A 15,008-nucleotide genomic window follows, 5' to 3' on the forward strand; every position below is an offset into this window, starting at 1 on the left:
GCGGCCTTTTCCATCCCTTCTCGGAGAACTCCATGATCTCGCGCCCACCCCTGCCGCGCGCGGCTGGCCCCTGGCTGCTCGCCGGCGCCCTCGCCTTCTCTTCCGCCGCCTTTGCCCAGAGCTATCCCGCCTGGGCACCGGACGTCTACTACACGGCCGGCACGGTGGTGACCTACCAGGGTCGCATCTACCGTGCCAACGTCAACCAGACCGACTACGCCAGCACCGGCTGGAATCCGACCAACGCCTCGCTGTGGACGGACATCGGCGCCGCCAACGGCCCGGCGCCCTCGCCGACGCCCGCGCCCACCCCGGCCCCCACGCCTGCGCCGACGCCTGCCCCCGTCACCCCTCCTCCACCCTCTCCCGCCCCCCCACCGGCCGGCGCCTGCGCGTCCGTGTGGGTGGCCTCCACCGCCTACAACGGCGGCGCCATCGCCAGCAAGGGCACGACCAACTACAAGGCCAACTGGTGGACCCAGGGCAACGACCCCGCCACCAACAACGGCCCGAGCGGCAGCGGCCAGCCGTGGACATCGCAGGGCACCTGCGCCACCGGCGGCCCGTGGCCTGTGCCCCCGCCGCCCCCGGCGCCTGCCCCTTCTCCTTCTCCTTCTCCGTCCCCCAGCCCCAGCCCGAGTCCCTCGCCATCACCGAGCCCCAGCCCGGCCCCCTCGCCGTCGCCCAATGGCAAGCACCAGCTGGTCGGCTACTGGCACAACTTCACCAACCCGTCCGGCCCGACCTTCCCGATCGCCAATGTGCCGAACGCCTATGACGTCATCGTCGTGGCCTTCGCCGACGACGGCGGCAACGGCAGCATCACCTTCAACCTGGACCCGGGCGCCGGTGGCGAAGCCAAGTTCATCGCCGACATCGCGGCCGCCAAGGCCAAGGGCAAGAAGGTCGTGCTGTCCTTCGGTGGCCAGAACGGCACGGTGACGCTGAACAACGCGACCAACGTGACCAACTTCGTCAACAGCGTCGAGGCCATCCTGCGCAAGTACGGCTTCGACGGCATCGACATCGACCTGGAGAGCGGTGCCGGCGTCACATCCGGTGCGCCGGTGATCGCCAACCTCGTCACCGCGGTCAAGCAGTTGAAGGCCCGCATCGGCAGCAGCTTCTACCTGTCGATGGCGCCGGAGCACCCGTATGTGCAAGGCGGCTACACGGCCTACAGCGGCATCTGGGGCGCCTACCTGCCCATCATCGACGGCCTGCGCAACGAGCTGAACCTGTTGCATGTCCAGTACTACAACAACGGCGCGCTCTACACGCCCTACGCGACCCAGGGCTTGGCCGAGGGCAGCGTGGACATGCTGGTCGGCGCGAGCAAGATGCTGATCGAAGGCTTCACGACCAACAACGGCACCGGCAGCTACCGCTTCGCAGGCTTGCGGCCGGATCAGGTGTCGCTCGGCATCCCATCCGGTCCGTCGTCGGCCAACTCCGGCCAGGCCAGCGTCGCGACCATCACTGCGGCACTGAACTGCCTGACGCGGTTGACCCAGTGCGGCGCCATCAAGCCCGCGGTGGCCTACCCGACCTTCAGCGGCGTGATGACCTGGTCCATCAACTGGGACAAGAAGGATGGGCAGTCCTTCTCCAACGGCGTGCGCAACGCATTGAACGCCTTGCCTTAGCCCCTCGCCCAATCTGGCCTGCTGAACGCGGGCCAGCCTGGTCGGTCTTGCAGACCGCGCTGCGCCAATGGCGCAGCTCTTCGGCAGGCACATCACGTCCACTGGACGTGATGTGTCCGGCCTCAGCCCCCGAGGTGACGGCTAGGGGCGGCCCGGCGCTCGGCCCGAATACCCCGTTGAAACCCGCCCTCGGGTAGCCCCGTCCCTGAGTTCTGGCACACGACCGTGTTGCCGCCAAGGTCCTCGTCCGCTTAATCTTGAAAGCGCTTTCAGCTGACGCGGTACCTGGCGGTGAGCACCTCAACCCTGGAGATTTCCAATGAGACTGCTTCGTCCCCTTACCGCCGCCCTGGTCCTGCTGGGCCTGGCCGGCACCGCCTTCGCCCAGACCAAGGTCGTCGGCTACATCCCTTCGTACAAGGGCCTGCGTGCCGTCGCTGACCGCACGGACCTGGCCAAGCTCACCCACATCAACCTCGCCTTCGCCAACCCAGCCCCGGGCGGCAGCTTCCTGAACGGCGGCAATCCCGCCTGCATGGAGGCGGCGACTGGCGCCGACATCAGCTATGTGGTGCAGAAGGCCCATGCCGCTGGCGTCAAGGTGCTGGTCTCGCTGGCGGGTGGCGTCATCCCGAGCTGCTCCGGCAACTGGCAGACGCTGCTGCAGCCGGGCAGCCGCGCCACCGTGGTCAACAGCCTGGTGCAGTTCGTCAACAGCTACGGGCTGGACGGCGTGGACGTCGACATCGAAGGCGCGCTGCTGACCTCCATCGACAACGCCGGCAACTACACGCCCTTCATCCAGGCCCTGCGCAACGCGTTGCCGGGCAAGCTCGTCACCGCCGCCACGGCCACCTACGAGGGCGGCATGGTGCCGGTGTCGTCGCTGCCCCATTTCGACTTCGTCACGCTGATGGCCTATGACGCCGTCGGCCCGGGCTGGGGCACGGTGGGCACCGAGCATTCGACCTATTCGATGGCCCAGAGCCACATCGCCACCTGGCAGGCGCGCGGCCTGCCCAAGGACAAGCTGGTGCTGGGCCTGCCCTTCTATGGCTATGGCTTCAACGGCTATGCAGCCAGCTACGCCTTCTCGGACATCGTCAACCAGTTCGGCGCGGCCGCGGCCCAGACCGACCTGATCGGCCAGCTCTGCGCCAGCTGCGCCTACATCACCTACAACGGCATTCCGACCATCAAGGCCAAGACGCGCCTGGCCCTGCAGCAGGGCGCTGGCGTGATGATCTGGGAGCTGTCGCAGGACCCGGCCGGCGCCAACAACCTGCTGGCCGCGGTGCGCGCCGAGATCGGCAGCCCGCCCACCGGCGTGGCCACGGTCTACCAGCATTGCAACTACGGTGGCTATGCGGCCGGCCTGCCCGAAGGCAGCTACACGCGTGCGCAGCTGCAGGCCCGTGGCGTGACCGACAACGACCTGTCCTCGCTGCGCGTGAATGCCGGCTACCAACTGCAGCTGTTCGACGGCGACAACTTCAGCGGCGCCAGCGTGACCCGCACCGGCGACACCGGCTGCCTGGTGGACCAAGCCTTCAACGACCGCGCCACCTCCGTCGTCGTCTCCAAGGTCAGCACTCCGTCCTGGTCGCGGCAGATCGAGGCCGAGAGCTTCAGCAACCAGAGCGGCGTGCAGACCGAGGCCTGCAGCGAAGGCGGCAGCAACGTCGGCTGGATCGACGCCGGCGACTGGATGGCCTACGCCAACATCAACTTCCCGACCAGCGGCACCTATCGCGTCGAGTACCGCGTCGCCAGCGTCAGCGGCGCCCGCCTGTCCCTCGACCTCAACGGCGGCAGCATCCAGCTCGGCCAGGTGAACGTGCCCGCAACGGGCGGCTGGCAGAACTGGGCCACGGTCTCGCACACCGTGACCATCAACGCGGGCACCTACAGCGTCGGCGTCTACGCGCCGGCCGCCGGCTGGAATCTGAACTGGATCAAGTTCACCAAGCTCTGAGCCAAGTACTCGGAGCATTTCCCACCACCCCAGGAGACATTCATGAGATCGTTGAGATTCATTGCCGCCGCCTTGCTGGCCGCGGCCAGCAGCGTGGCCCACGCCCAGTGGCAACTCGTCTGGAGCGACGAGTTCAACGGCAGCATCGGCCCGCAGTGGGCCTTCGAGATCGGCACCGGCTCCGGCGGCTGGGGCAACAACGAGCTGCAGTACTACCGCCGCGAGAACGCCACCATCGAGAACAACGCGCTGGTCATCACGGCCAAGCGCGAGAACTTCGGCGGCATGGCCTACACCTCGGCGCGCATGAAGACGCAGGGGCTCAAGACCTTCAAGTTCGGCCGCATCGAGGCCCGCATGAAGCTGCCCTCCTTCCTGGGCGCCTGGCCGGCGTTCTGGATGCTGGGCGCCAACCTGCCCCAGGTCGGCTGGCCGGCCTCCGGCGAGATCGACATCATGGAGAAGATCAACGACGAGCAGAAGGTCTACGGCACCATCCACTGGCAGGACCACAACAACACCTACGCCCAGTACAGCGGCAACATCGGCACCACCGTGACCGACTGGCATGTCTACGCCGTGGAGTGGGACACCAACAGCATCCGCTGGTATGTGGACGGCACGAAGTACCACGAGGCCAGCATCGCCAACGGCGTCAACGGCACCAGCGAGTTCCAGAACGACTTCTTCCTGCTGCTGAACTTCGCCATCGGCGGCAACTGGCCGGGCTTCAACGTCAACACCGCCGCCCTGCCCGCCAAGATGCATGTGGACTATGTGCGCGTGTACGCCCCCGCTTCCTCCGGCGGCGTGGCCACGGTCTACCAGCACTGCAACTACGGTGGCTATGCGGCGGGCCTGCCCGAGGGCAGCTACACCCGTGCCCAGCTGCAGGCCCGCGGCGTGACCGACAACGATCTGTCGTCGCTGCGCGTGAACGCCGGCTACCAGGTGCAGCTGTTCGACGGTGACAACTTCAGCGGCGCCAGCGTGACCCGCACCGGCGACACCGGCTGCCTCGTGGACCAGGCCTTCAACGACCGCGCCACTTCCGTCGTCGTCTCCAAGGTCTCCACACCCGCGTGGTCGCGCCAGATCGAAGCCGAAGCCTTCAGCGCGCAGGCCGGCGTCCAGCTCGAGGCCTGCTCGGAAGGCGGCCAGAACGTCGGCTGGATCGATACCAACGACTGGATGGCCTACAACAGCGTCAACTTCCCGAGCAGCGGCAGCTATCGCGTCGAGTACCGCGTGGCCAGCGCGGCCGGCGGCACCGTGTCCCTGGATCTGAATGCCGGCAGCGTCGTGCTGGGCCAGGTCGGCGTGCCCAACACTGGCGGCTGGCAGAACTGGACCACTATCTCGCAGACCGTGAACATCAATGCCGGCACCTACAACGTCGGCGTGTTTGCGGCGCAAGGCGGGTGGAACCTGAACTGGATCAAGTTCACCAAACTCTAGAGAAACTTGCGGGCCGAGCGCTGGGCCGCTCCCGAGCCGGCCCGCGTGAGGCGATGTGCTTGCCGGTCGATCCGGCAAGCATCGCCGTCCCCTCGGGGGACCGACTGGCCGGCCCGCGTTCAGCGCGGCCAGGCCGGGCGAGGGGCGGGCAGCCGTCCGCGCCTACACTCGCGGCTTCGCCTGCCCATTTCTGATGAACGCAAAGCCGACCCCCGCCAAGAAAGCGCCTTCAAGCCGCCCCGACGGCGTGGTCACGCTGGAGCAAGTCGCCGAACTGGCCGGCGTGTCGCCGAGTACCGTCTCGCGCATCCTGAACGGCACCGCCGCCGTCAGCCAGGCCAAGAAGGACGCCGTGCAGGCCGCCATCCAGGAACTGGGCTTCCGGCCCAACCCGGTGGCCCGCGGCCTGGCCGGTGGACGCACCCTCTCGGTCGGCGTCGTCACCCAGATCATCTCCAGCCCCTTCTACGGCGAAGCCCTGCTGGGCATCGAGCGCGAGCTCGAGCGCGCCGGCTATGTGCCGCTGTTCGTCTCCGGCAACTGGCATGAGGACGACGAGAAGAAGGCCATCGAGACGCTGCTGTCGCGCCGCGTCGACGGCGTCATCGTGCTGGCGGGCCGCATCTCGGACGCCGAGCTGACGAGGGTCTCTGACAGCCTGCCGGTCGTCGTCGTCGGCCGCCAGCTGTCCGGGCCACAGCTCTTCAGCTTCAGCTTCGACAACCGCGTGGGTGCCCGCCTGGCCACCCAGCACCTGATCGAGCAGGGCCACCGGCGCATCGCCTTCATCGCCGGCGACCTGATGCACGACGACGCGGTCGAGCGCCAGAACGGCTACTTCGACGCGCTGGCGGCGGCTGGCATCCCGGTCGACCAGAACCTCATCGTGCAGAGCGACTACACCGAGGCCGGCGGCATGCTGTCGGTCACGCGGCTGCTGGAGCGCGATGCTCATTTCACGGCCCTGTTCGCCTCCAACGACCAGATGGCCATCGGCGCCTGCCTGGGCCTGCACCGGCGCAATCTGCGCGTGCCCGACGACGTCTCCCTGGTCGGTTTCGACGACCTCATCATGGCGCGCTACTCCATGCCGCCGCTGACCACGGTGCGCCAGTCGGTCTATGAGATCGGCGTCGAGGCGGCCACGGCCATGCTGGAAATGCTGCGCGGCGGCAAGCCCAAGGCCCAGCTGCCCGGACCCGAGCTCGTCGTGCGCGAGAGCACGCGGCGCATGCAGCGCTGATCCAGGCGCCCGCGACGCCAAGCCCTCCTTTGTTCGCCGCCGGCAGTAGCTCGGCAATGGCCTGACAACGCTGCCAGCTGTTGCTCGGCCCGGGTAAACCATGTGGTCGATCACCGTGCCGCAGCGCATCATTATTTGAAAGCGCTTTCATCAGCTTTGGCTGATGGCGGCTTTTCAACCCAGAACAACCCCTAGTGCCGCCGTCGGCACGCCGCTGCACCGAGGGAAAACGCGGCATCGACGGCGTCTCCAGGGCTGGGCGCAGCCCCTTGGATTGCCGTTGCTCACGCGCAGCAGACCAAGGGTGTTGCCTAGGTTGAAAGCGCTGCCAATGACGTATTCTTGAAAGCGCTTTCAGCTCGTCATCGAGCATCACTCGACAAGATTCATAACTCTGGAGACAAGTGAATGAGACAGCCTCGTCCTGCCCTTCGCCTCACAAGCCTGGCTGCAGCCAGCGGCCTGCTGTTCGCCAGCACGGCGGTGCTGGCCCAAGGCGGCAACCCCAACACCGGCCCCACGCCGAGCACCTCGGTGCCGCAGGCGCTGGCCAGCACCACGCAGCTGGAAACGGTCGTCGTGACCGGCATCCGCAAGTCGCTGGAAACCTCGGTCAACCTGAAGCGCTCGTCCTCGGGCCTGGTGGACGGCATCGTTGCCGAAGACATCGGCAAGTTTCCCGACACCAACCTGGCTGAATCGCTGAGCCGCATCTCCGGCGTGTCCATCGACCGCGCCAATGGCGAAGGCACCCGCATCACGGTGCGCGGCATGGGCCCCGACTTCAACCTGGTGCTGCTGAACGGCCGCCAGATGCCCGGCTCCGCCCTCGACGGCAGCGCCCCGAGCTCGCGCTCCTTCGACTTCTCCAACCTCGCCGCCGACGGTGTGTCGGCCCTCGAGGTCTACAAGACCAGCCGCGCCAGCAGCCCGACCGGCGGCATGGGCGCGACCATCAACGTCCGCACGCCCCGCCCCTTCGACACCAAGGAATTCATCCTGCAGGTCGGCGCCAAGGCGGTGAATGACCAGTCCGCCCGCCGCCTGCCTGGCGAAGAGCAGGGCAAGAGCCTGACCCCCGAGCTGAGCTTCCTCTACAGCCAGCAGTTCGCCGACGGCATGTTCGGCATTGCGCTGATGGGCACCCGCCAGGTGCGCGACTCCGGCTATGCGCAGGCCAACGTCAGCAGCGGCTGGAAGACCTTCGACGGCATCCAGGACAACGACTGGGGCGGCTCCAATGCCGTCTGGGGCGGCCTGCCGCCCGCCTCCCAGGCAACGGAGATCAAGAACCGTCCGGCCATCGGCTCCATCTACAGCGTGCCGCAGAACCTGAACTACTCGTTCACCGGCGTGCACCGCGAGCGCAAGAACGGCCAGCTCGTGCTGCAGTTCAAGCCCGTCAAGGACCTGGTCGGCACGCTGGACTTCGTCGTGTCGGAGCAGAAGTTCCGCCAGCGCCGCAACGACATCTCCGCCTGGTTCAACTACGGCGGTCAATTCGGCGAATACCAGACCGGCTCGCCCTCCTCGCCCATCATCTACGGCGAGCACATGACCAATTCCGACTTGGCCATGGGGGCGTCGCGCATCAACACCAAGAACAAGAACCAGCAGATCGGCCTGAACCTGAAGTGGAAGGCCACCGACGCGCTGAGCTTCGAGCTCGACGGCCACAAGTCCACCGCCACCTCGGGCGCCAACGACCCGCTGGGCACCAGCGTCACGCTGGCCACCGCCTCGATGAACCGCGGCGACACCTATGTCGATTTCAGCAACAAGTTCCCGGTGCTGAACATCAAGGGCAGCTCGCTGGACCCGACCAAGCAGGAACTGCAGGGCTCGGTGTTCGGCAACAGCTACCAGAAGAACGAAGTCGACCAGCTGCAGACCAAGGGCAACTGGAAGCTCGGCGAAGACAGCAGCCTGGACTTCGGCCTGACGCTGACCGAAGTGAAGAACCGCTCGGCCTTCGCCAACGTGCAGCGCGACACCTGGGGCGCCAACGCCGCGGGCGGCCCCGCCGCCATGCCGGATGACATCTGGAAGACCGACTCGATCAGCAAGTACTTCAGCCGCATCCCCGGCTCGAACGACCCGCGCCTGTTCAACCAGTTCTTCTATTTCAACTTCGAAGACCTGCGCGCCGCGGCCATCAAGGCCCTGGGCTCGGACGCCCTGCTGAAGGCCTCCTTCGACTGGCAGGACGAGTACCGCACGACCGAGAAGTCGCAGGCCCTGTTCGGCCAGTACAACCTGGCCTGGGAATGGGGCATCCCCTTCGACGCCGCCATCGGCGCCCGCTACGAGCGCACCAAGGTGAGCTCGCCCTCCACCGAGAAGATCCCGGTGTCGGTGGCCTGGGTGGCCAACAACGAAATCCCCATCACCTTCAACGGCACCCGCTCCGCCGAACGTTCGGGCAAGTACGACTACTTCCTGCCGTCCATCGACTTGAGCGCTGACGTGACCAGCGACACCAAGCTGCGCGTCAGCTACGGCCAGACCATCGGCCGTCCCCTCTGGAATGCCATCCAGGGCGGGCAGCGCCTGGATCCGCTGGCGCGTGTCGACGGCGGCTCGGGCTCGGTGGGCAACCCCAACCTGAGGCCGCTGAAGTCGAGCAACTTCGACTTCTCCGCCGAGCACTACTACGGCAAGAGCAGCTATGTCGCGGCGAGCTACTTCCGCAAGTCCCTCAAGGACTACAACGAAGCCGTCATCACCCGCACCAACCTGTTCAACCTGCACACGCCCATCGGCAGCGCGATGTACAACCAGGCCCAGACGGTGGGCGGTTGCGGCGCGGATTCCGATTGCATCCGCAAGTACATCTTCACGAACTACCCGACCGCGCCGGGCGTCAGCGGCACGTCGGGCACCTCGCTGGGCAGCATCACCGCCCAGCCGGGTGACCCGCTGCTGATGTTCAACGTGGGCACCTACGTCAACAACACCCGCACCAGCAAGCTCAGCGGCGTCGAGCTGAACGCCCAGCACATCTTCGGCAACAGCGGCTTCGGCGTGTCGGCCAACTTCACGAAGGTGAAGTCCAACCTGGCCTATGACAACAACAAGCGCGGTGCGCAGACCGACGTGCTGGTCGGCCTGGGTGACTCGGGCAACCTGGTCGGCTTCTTCGAGAACGAGACCTTCACGACCCGCCTGGCCTACAACTGGCGCGGCAAGTTCCTGGCTGCCAACTTCGGCGGCGTGGAAGGCGCCCAGCCGCTGTATGTGGAACCCTTCGGCCAGCTGGACCTGAGCGTGGGCTACAACTTCAACCAGCACCTGCGCTTCCAGTTCGAAGCCATCAACCTGACGGACGAGTACACCCGCACGCATCTTCGCAACGAGAACCAGATGGGTGCCGTCACCCAGCTGGGCCGTCGCATCATCATCGGCGCGCGCTACAAGTTCTGAGACCGGACCGAGGACAAGCCCTGCGGCTTGTCCGACGCCTGACGAAGGCCATGACGCCTGCAAGCGGCATGGCATAAGAGAAAGCCTCGGGGCCGGCGACAGCCGGCCCTCAAGGAAAGTCGGGACTCCCCGGCTCTCCCTTGTGAGGCAAAGTCTGGTTCGGCGGTGCTTGCGCTCTGAGGCACCGTCCTTGTTCGCCGTTTGGCGAGGCCGCGCGAGCGGCTTTTTTTATGCCCCTCGTCCGGTCTCGCCCCGCTGAACGCGGGCGTGCCCGGCCGATCCCCGCGGGGATGGCGATGCTCGCGGCCTTGAGCCACGAGCACATCGCCAACGGGCCGGCTTGGGGCGGCCCGGCACTCGGCCCGTTCCAGAGTTAAATACAAGAGATGAACGACAGACTGCGTGAAGTGGTGGTGCTGGGCGGCGGCTCGGCCGGCTGGCTGGTGGCCGGCTTGCTGGCCGCCGAGCACGCCGAGCTGAAGATCACCCTCATCGAATCCAGCGACGTGCCGACCATCGGCGTCGGCGAGGGCACCTGGCCGTCGATGCGCGACACGCTGCGCAAGATCGGACTGTCCGAGGCCGACTTCATCCGCCGCTGCCAGGTTTCCTTCAAGCAGGGTTCCCGTTTCGACAGCTGGGCCCGTGGCGCCGCCGGCGCGGACGGCGACCGCTACTACCACCCCTTCATGCTGCCCGTCGGCTACGGCGACGCCGACCTCGTGCAGGCCTGGCTGGCCACGCCAGGCCAGCGCCCCTTCGCCGACGTCGTCAGCCCGTCGGTGCAGGTCTGCGAGGCCGGCCGCGCGCCCAAGCAGGTGCAGACGCCCGAGTTCGGCGCCGTCGCCAACTACGCCTATCACTTCGACGCGGGTCTTTTCGGCCAGATGCTGCGCGAGCACGCCATTCAACGGCTGGGCGTGCAACACGTCATCGACCACGTCGACGCCGTCATCTCGCATGAAAACGGTGACATTGCCGCCCTGCAGACCCGCGGGCACGGCGAGCTCAAGGCCGACCTCTTCATCGACTGCTCCGGCCTCGCGGCCCGCCTCATCGGCCAGCACTTCGGCATCCCGCTGAAGAGCGAGCGCGACGTCCTCTTCAACGACGCTGCCCTGCCCGTGCAGGTGCCCTATGCCACGCCCGACGCGCCGCTGGCCTCGGTCACCGTCGCCACGGCCTGGGCCAAGGGCTGGATCTGGGACATCGGCCTGCCCAGCCGCCGCGGCGTCGGCTGCGTCTACTCGCGCGCCCACGCCAGCGAGGACGAGGCCCAGGCAGCCCTGCAGGCCTATCTCGACGCCACCGGCGCACCGCCCGAGCGCCCCACGCCGCGCTCCATCCGCTTCGACCCCGGCTACCGCGAACAGTTCTGGGTGCGCAACTGCGTCGCCATCGGCCTGGCCTCGGGCTTCATCGAGCCGCTGGAAGCCTCGGCGCTGGCACTGGTCGAGCTGTCCGCCCAGCGCCTGTGCGACGAACTGCCGATGACCCGGGCCTCCATGGACGCCGTGGCCCGGCGCTTCAACGACGACTTCAGCTACCGCTGGAGCCGCGTCATCGACTTCCTGAAGCTGCACTACGCCCTCAGCAGCCGCGACGACAGCGACTACTGGCGCGCCCATCGCGATCCGGCCACCTGGCCCGAGCGCCTGCGCGAACTGCTGCCGATGTGGCAGCTGCGCGCCCCGGCCCGCCACGACTTCGGCCGCATCGACGAAGTCTTTCCATCGGCCAGCTACCAATACGTGCTCTACGGCATGGGTTTCCGCCCTGACACCCAGGCCCTGTCCCCCGCCAAACTCCAGGCAGCGCAGGCCTGCTTCGACGAGGCCGCCCGCCAGGCCCGCCGCTTCGTGCCCGGCCTGCCGGGCCACCGCAGCCTGATCGACCATATCCACAAGACCGAGACATGACCCGCCCCGCCCTGCTCGACAACGTCACCCACCGCCAGCTGCGCATCCGCACCGAGCGCTCCGCCGCCCTCGGCGACGCCCGCCAGTCGGCCCTGGCCCTGCCGGCCGAGTTCCGCCAGTTGCAGGCCCACTTCCCCATCGTCTTCCAGTTGGTGGAGGGCGACGTCGGCTTCCAGCCCGTGGCCCTGTTCGGCCTCGAAGAAGGCCAGAACGTCTTCCTGACCAGCACCGGCTGGAACGCTCCCGTCGTGCCCATGGCCCTGCAGCGCGATCCCTTCATGATAGGCAGCGCCCCCGACGGCACGCTGCAGCTGCACATCGACCTGGACAGCCCGCGCATCGTGCGGCCCGAGGAAGGCGAGATCGGCACGGCCCTCTTCATGCCGCACGGCGGCTTCAGCGACTACCTCGACCACGCCATCCAGCTGATGGAGCATCTGCACGCCCAGGCCCAGCACCTGCCGCTCTTCATCGAGGCGCTGACCCGCCACCAGCTGCTGGAGCCCTTCGTCCTCGACATCGAGATGCCGGGTGGCGAGCAGGGCCGGCTGACCGGCCTCTTCACCATCCACGAGGAGCGCCTGGCCGCCCTGCCCGGCGCGGCGCTCGAGGCCCTGGCGCGCGAAGGCCATCTGCTGCCCATCTACATGCAGATCGCCTCGCTGGCCCAACTGCCCGTTCTCGTCGAGCGAGCCAGCCGCCTTTGAACTGAAACCCCATGCGAGCAGTACCCGCCTGGACCGGGTCGTTTGACCCCAGCAATCTTCCCGCCGAGCTGCTGACCGGCGATCAGCCCTTTGTCGTGCGCGGCGGCTTCGCACACTGGCCCGTCGTGCAGGCGGCGCGCCAGTCGGACCAAGCCCTGGCCCGCTATCTGATGGCCATGTACAACGGCGTGCGCATCGGCCTCTTCCAGCTGGAGCCCGAGGCGCGCGGCCGCGTCTTCTACGCCGACGAGACGCTGACCGGCTTCAACTTCAACCGCTACGCCGCCACGCTGGACCAGGTGCTCACCGGCCTGCTGGGCGTAGCTCACAACCCGGAACCACCGGCGCTCTACGTCGGCTCCACGACGGTGGAGGCCGTGCTGCCGGGCTTCCTCGACGCCAACGTCATGGGCCTGGGCGAGCGCGACGCCCTCGTCAGCCTGTGGCTGGGCAATCGCACCCGCATCGCCGCCCACTACGACCTGCCCGACAACTTCGCCGTCGTCGCCGCCGGCCGGCGCCGCTTCACGATCTTCCCGCCCGAGCAGATCCACAACCTCTACATGGGCCCGCTGGACCCGACGCCCGCCGGCCAGCCCGTCAGCCTGGTGGACTTCGAGAAGCCCGACCTGGAACGCTTCCCGCGCTTCGCCCGCGCGCTGGATGCGGGCATGGTGGCCGAGCTGGAGCCCGGCGACGCCATCTTCATCCCCAGCATGTGGTTCCACCACATCGAGGGGCTGGCGCCGGTCAACCTGCTGATCAACGCCTGGTGGCGCCAGACCCCCGAGTACGTCGACTCACCGCTCGCCACCCTGCACCTGGCCCTGATGACGCTGCGCGACCTGCCCGAGAAGGAACGCCGCGTCTGGCAGCACCATTTCCAGCACTTCGTCTTCGGTGCCGACGACACGACCTGGGACCACATCCCCGCAGCCGCCCGTGGCCTGCTCGGTCCCATCGACGACACCACCTCGCGCAAGGCCCGCGCGCAACTCCTGACCCAGCTGAAGCGATGAACACCACCATGAAGCCCTTCAACCGCGTCGTCATCGCCGGCGGCGGCACCGCCGGCTGGATGATGGCCGCGCTGATGAGCAAGCTGCTCGGCAAGCGCCTGGACATCAAGCTGGTCGAGTCCGAGGAAATCGGCACCGTCGGCGTCGGTGAGGCCACCATCCCGGCCCTGCACACCTTCCACAACCTGCTCGGCATCAACGAGGCCGAGTTCATGGCGGCCACCAATGCCACCTTCAAGCTCGGCATCAAGTTCGAGGGCTGGAAGGACATCGGCCAGGACTACTTCCATTCCTTCGGCTCCACGGGCAACGACCACTGGAGTGCCGGCTTCCAGCACTTCTGGCTCAAGGGCCTCAAGGAAGGCCTGTCCAGGACCTACACCGACTACAACCCCGAGACGGTGGCCGCCTATGCCAACCGCTTCGCCCACGCCGCGCGCAACGGCCTGAACTACGCCTACCACCTGGACGCCGGCCGCTACGCCAAATACCTGCGCGCCATGAGCGAGAGCCATGGCGTGCAGCGCATCGAGGGCAAGATCGCCGCCGTGCTGATGGAGGGTCCACAGGGCCGCGCTGGCGACATCACCGCCCTGCAGATGCAGGACGGCACGCGCATCGACGGCGACCTCTTCATCGACTGCACGGGCTTCCGCGCCATGCTGATCGGCGAAGCCCTGGGCGTGGGCTACGAAGACTGGTCGCACTGGCTGCCCTGCGACCGCGCCGTCGCCGTGCAGACGGCCTCGGTCCGCGAGGCCTGGCCCTACACCCGCTCCATCTGCCACCCCTTCGGCTGGCAATGGCGCATCCCGCTGCAGCATCGCGTCGGCAACGGCCTGGTCTTCAGCAGCAAGGAACTCAGCGACGCCGACGCCCCCGAGGTGCTGAAGCGCAACGTCGAGGGCGAGCTGCTGATCCAGCCGCGCGTGCTCAAGTTCACGCCCGGCCAGCGCCACAAGGTCTGGGAGCGCAACTGCATCGCCGTCGGCCTGGCCAGCGGCTTCATCGAGCCGCTCGAGTCCACCAGCATCCACCTCATCCAGCGCACGGCCATCCGCCTGATGCAGCTCTTCCCGACCGGCGGCATCAACCCCGCCGACGTGGCCGAGTTCAACATGCAGTGCGAGCGCGAGCTGGTTCACATCCGCGACTTCATCATCCTGCATTACCACGTCACCGAGCGCAGCGACTCCGCGCTGTGGAACCATGTGCGCACGATGGAGCTGCCGGCCACGCTGAAGCACCGCATCCAGATGTTCCGCGAAAGCGCCCGCGTCTTCCGGCCGAGCGACGAACTGTTCGCCGAGAACTCCTGGGTCCAGGTCATGATGGGCCAGGGGCTGATCCCCGAGCACTACCACCCCGTGGCCGACCTGATGGGCAAGCAGGAGCTGAGCACCTTCCTCGGCGACATCCAGCTCAAGGTCTCGCGCACCGTCGCGGGCCTGCCGCAGCACCAGGCCTATGTCGAGCAGCTCTGCGCACCCTATCGCAATGCGACGACCGCCCAGCTGGCGGCCACGCCGCTGCTGAGGGCTTGAAAGCCCCACGGCTGGCCCGACATTTCGAAGCACGGATAATTCGCTCCATCATGAAGCTCAATCACACGATCCAA

The 15,008-nt window shown here is 67.4% G+C and carries 9 protein-coding genes; all 9 read left to right on the forward strand.

What is annotated here, in order from left to right:
* Nucleotides 1-32: 32 nt before the first annotated feature.
* The 9 genes from AC07OY_RS20220 to AC07OY_RS20260 all read left to right on the forward strand — a co-directional run bounded on the left by AC07OY_RS20220 (nucleotide 33) and on the right by AC07OY_RS20260 (nucleotide 14,934).
* Nucleotides 33-1,646 carry a chitinase gene (locus tag AC07OY_RS20220; protein WP_495044410.1) on the forward strand — a complete coding sequence of 538 codons (1,614 nt, stop codon included), beginning with the start codon at nucleotides 33-35 and terminating at the stop codon, nucleotides 1,644-1,646.
* A gap of 319 nt (nucleotides 1,647-1,965) precedes the next feature.
* Nucleotides 1,966-3,621 carry a carbohydrate-binding protein gene (locus AC07OY_RS20225; protein WP_495044411.1) on the forward strand — a complete coding sequence of 552 codons (1,656 nt, stop codon included), beginning with the start codon at nucleotides 1,966-1,968 and terminating at the stop codon, nucleotides 3,619-3,621.
* Nucleotides 3,622-3,663: 42 nt separating this feature from the next.
* Nucleotides 3,664-5,079, forward strand: a complete 1,416-nt coding sequence (locus AC07OY_RS20230) for a carbohydrate-binding protein (RefSeq protein WP_495044412.1) — start codon at nucleotides 3,664-3,666, stop codon at nucleotides 5,077-5,079.
* A 193-nt stretch (nucleotides 5,080-5,272) separates the two neighbouring features.
* Entirely contained in the window at nucleotides 5,273-6,322 is a 1,050-nt protein-coding gene (locus tag AC07OY_RS20235; protein WP_495044413.1) for a LacI family DNA-binding transcriptional regulator, read from the forward strand.
* A 408-nt stretch (nucleotides 6,323-6,730) separates the two neighbouring features.
* A complete protein-coding gene (locus tag AC07OY_RS20240; RefSeq protein ID WP_495044414.1) occupies nucleotides 6,731-9,745 on the forward strand; it encodes a TonB-dependent receptor in 3,015 nt (1,004 codons plus the stop codon).
* 386 nt (nucleotides 9,746-10,131) lie between these two features.
* Nucleotides 10,132-11,664 (forward strand): tryptophan halogenase family protein, encoded by a 1,533-nt coding sequence (locus AC07OY_RS20245; RefSeq protein ID WP_495044415.1) that lies wholly within the window; start codon nucleotides 10,132-10,134, stop codon nucleotides 11,662-11,664.
* Nucleotides 11,661-12,371: a SapC family protein gene (locus AC07OY_RS20250; protein WP_495044416.1), complete on the forward strand. Its 711-nt coding sequence runs from the start codon at nucleotides 11,661-11,663 to the stop codon at nucleotides 12,369-12,371. Before AC07OY_RS20245 ends, AC07OY_RS20250 begins: the two co-directional genes overlap by 4 nt.
* 11 nt (nucleotides 12,372-12,382) lie before the next feature.
* Nucleotides 12,383-13,390 carry a cupin-like domain-containing protein gene (locus tag AC07OY_RS20255; RefSeq protein WP_495044417.1) on the forward strand — a complete coding sequence of 336 codons (1,008 nt, stop codon included), beginning with the start codon at nucleotides 12,383-12,385 and terminating at the stop codon, nucleotides 13,388-13,390.
* Nucleotides 13,387-14,934, forward strand: coding sequence for a tryptophan halogenase family protein (locus tag AC07OY_RS20260; protein ID WP_495044418.1), 1,548 nt, complete (start codon nucleotides 13,387-13,389; stop codon nucleotides 14,932-14,934). The genes AC07OY_RS20255 and AC07OY_RS20260 overlap by 4 nt, the downstream gene beginning before the upstream one ends.
* Nucleotides 14,935-15,008 lie beyond the last annotated feature (74 nt).

The organism is Roseateles sp. GW821-FHT09H10, from assembly GCF_059415865.1.

Bases quoted from the DNA above. Each gene is read 5' to 3' on its own strand.
- AC07OY_RS20220 (WP_495044410.1), top strand. From the start codon at position 33: ATGATCTCGCGCCCACCCCTGCCGCGCGCGGCTGGCCCCTGGCTGCTC.
- AC07OY_RS20225 (WP_495044411.1), top strand. From the start codon at position 1,966: ATGAGACTGCTTCGTCCCCTTACCGCCGCCCTGGTCCTGCTGGGCCTG.
- AC07OY_RS20230 (WP_495044412.1), top strand. From the start codon at position 3,664: ATGAGATCGTTGAGATTCATTGCCGCCGCCTTGCTGGCCGCGGCCAGC.
- AC07OY_RS20235 (WP_495044413.1), top strand. From the start codon at position 5,273: ATGAACGCAAAGCCGACCCCCGCCAAGAAAGCGCCTTCAAGCCGCCCC.
- AC07OY_RS20240 (WP_495044414.1), top strand. From the start codon at position 6,731: ATGAGACAGCCTCGTCCTGCCCTTCGCCTCACAAGCCTGGCTGCAGCC.
- AC07OY_RS20245 (WP_495044415.1), top strand. From the start codon at position 10,132: ATGAACGACAGACTGCGTGAAGTGGTGGTGCTGGGCGGCGGCTCGGCC.
- AC07OY_RS20250 (WP_495044416.1), top strand. From the start codon at position 11,661: ATGACCCGCCCCGCCCTGCTCGACAACGTCACCCACCGCCAGCTGCGC.
- AC07OY_RS20255 (WP_495044417.1), top strand. From the start codon at position 12,383: ATGCGAGCAGTACCCGCCTGGACCGGGTCGTTTGACCCCAGCAATCTT.
- AC07OY_RS20260 (WP_495044418.1), top strand. From the start codon at position 13,387: ATGAACACCACCATGAAGCCCTTCAACCGCGTCGTCATCGCCGGCGGC.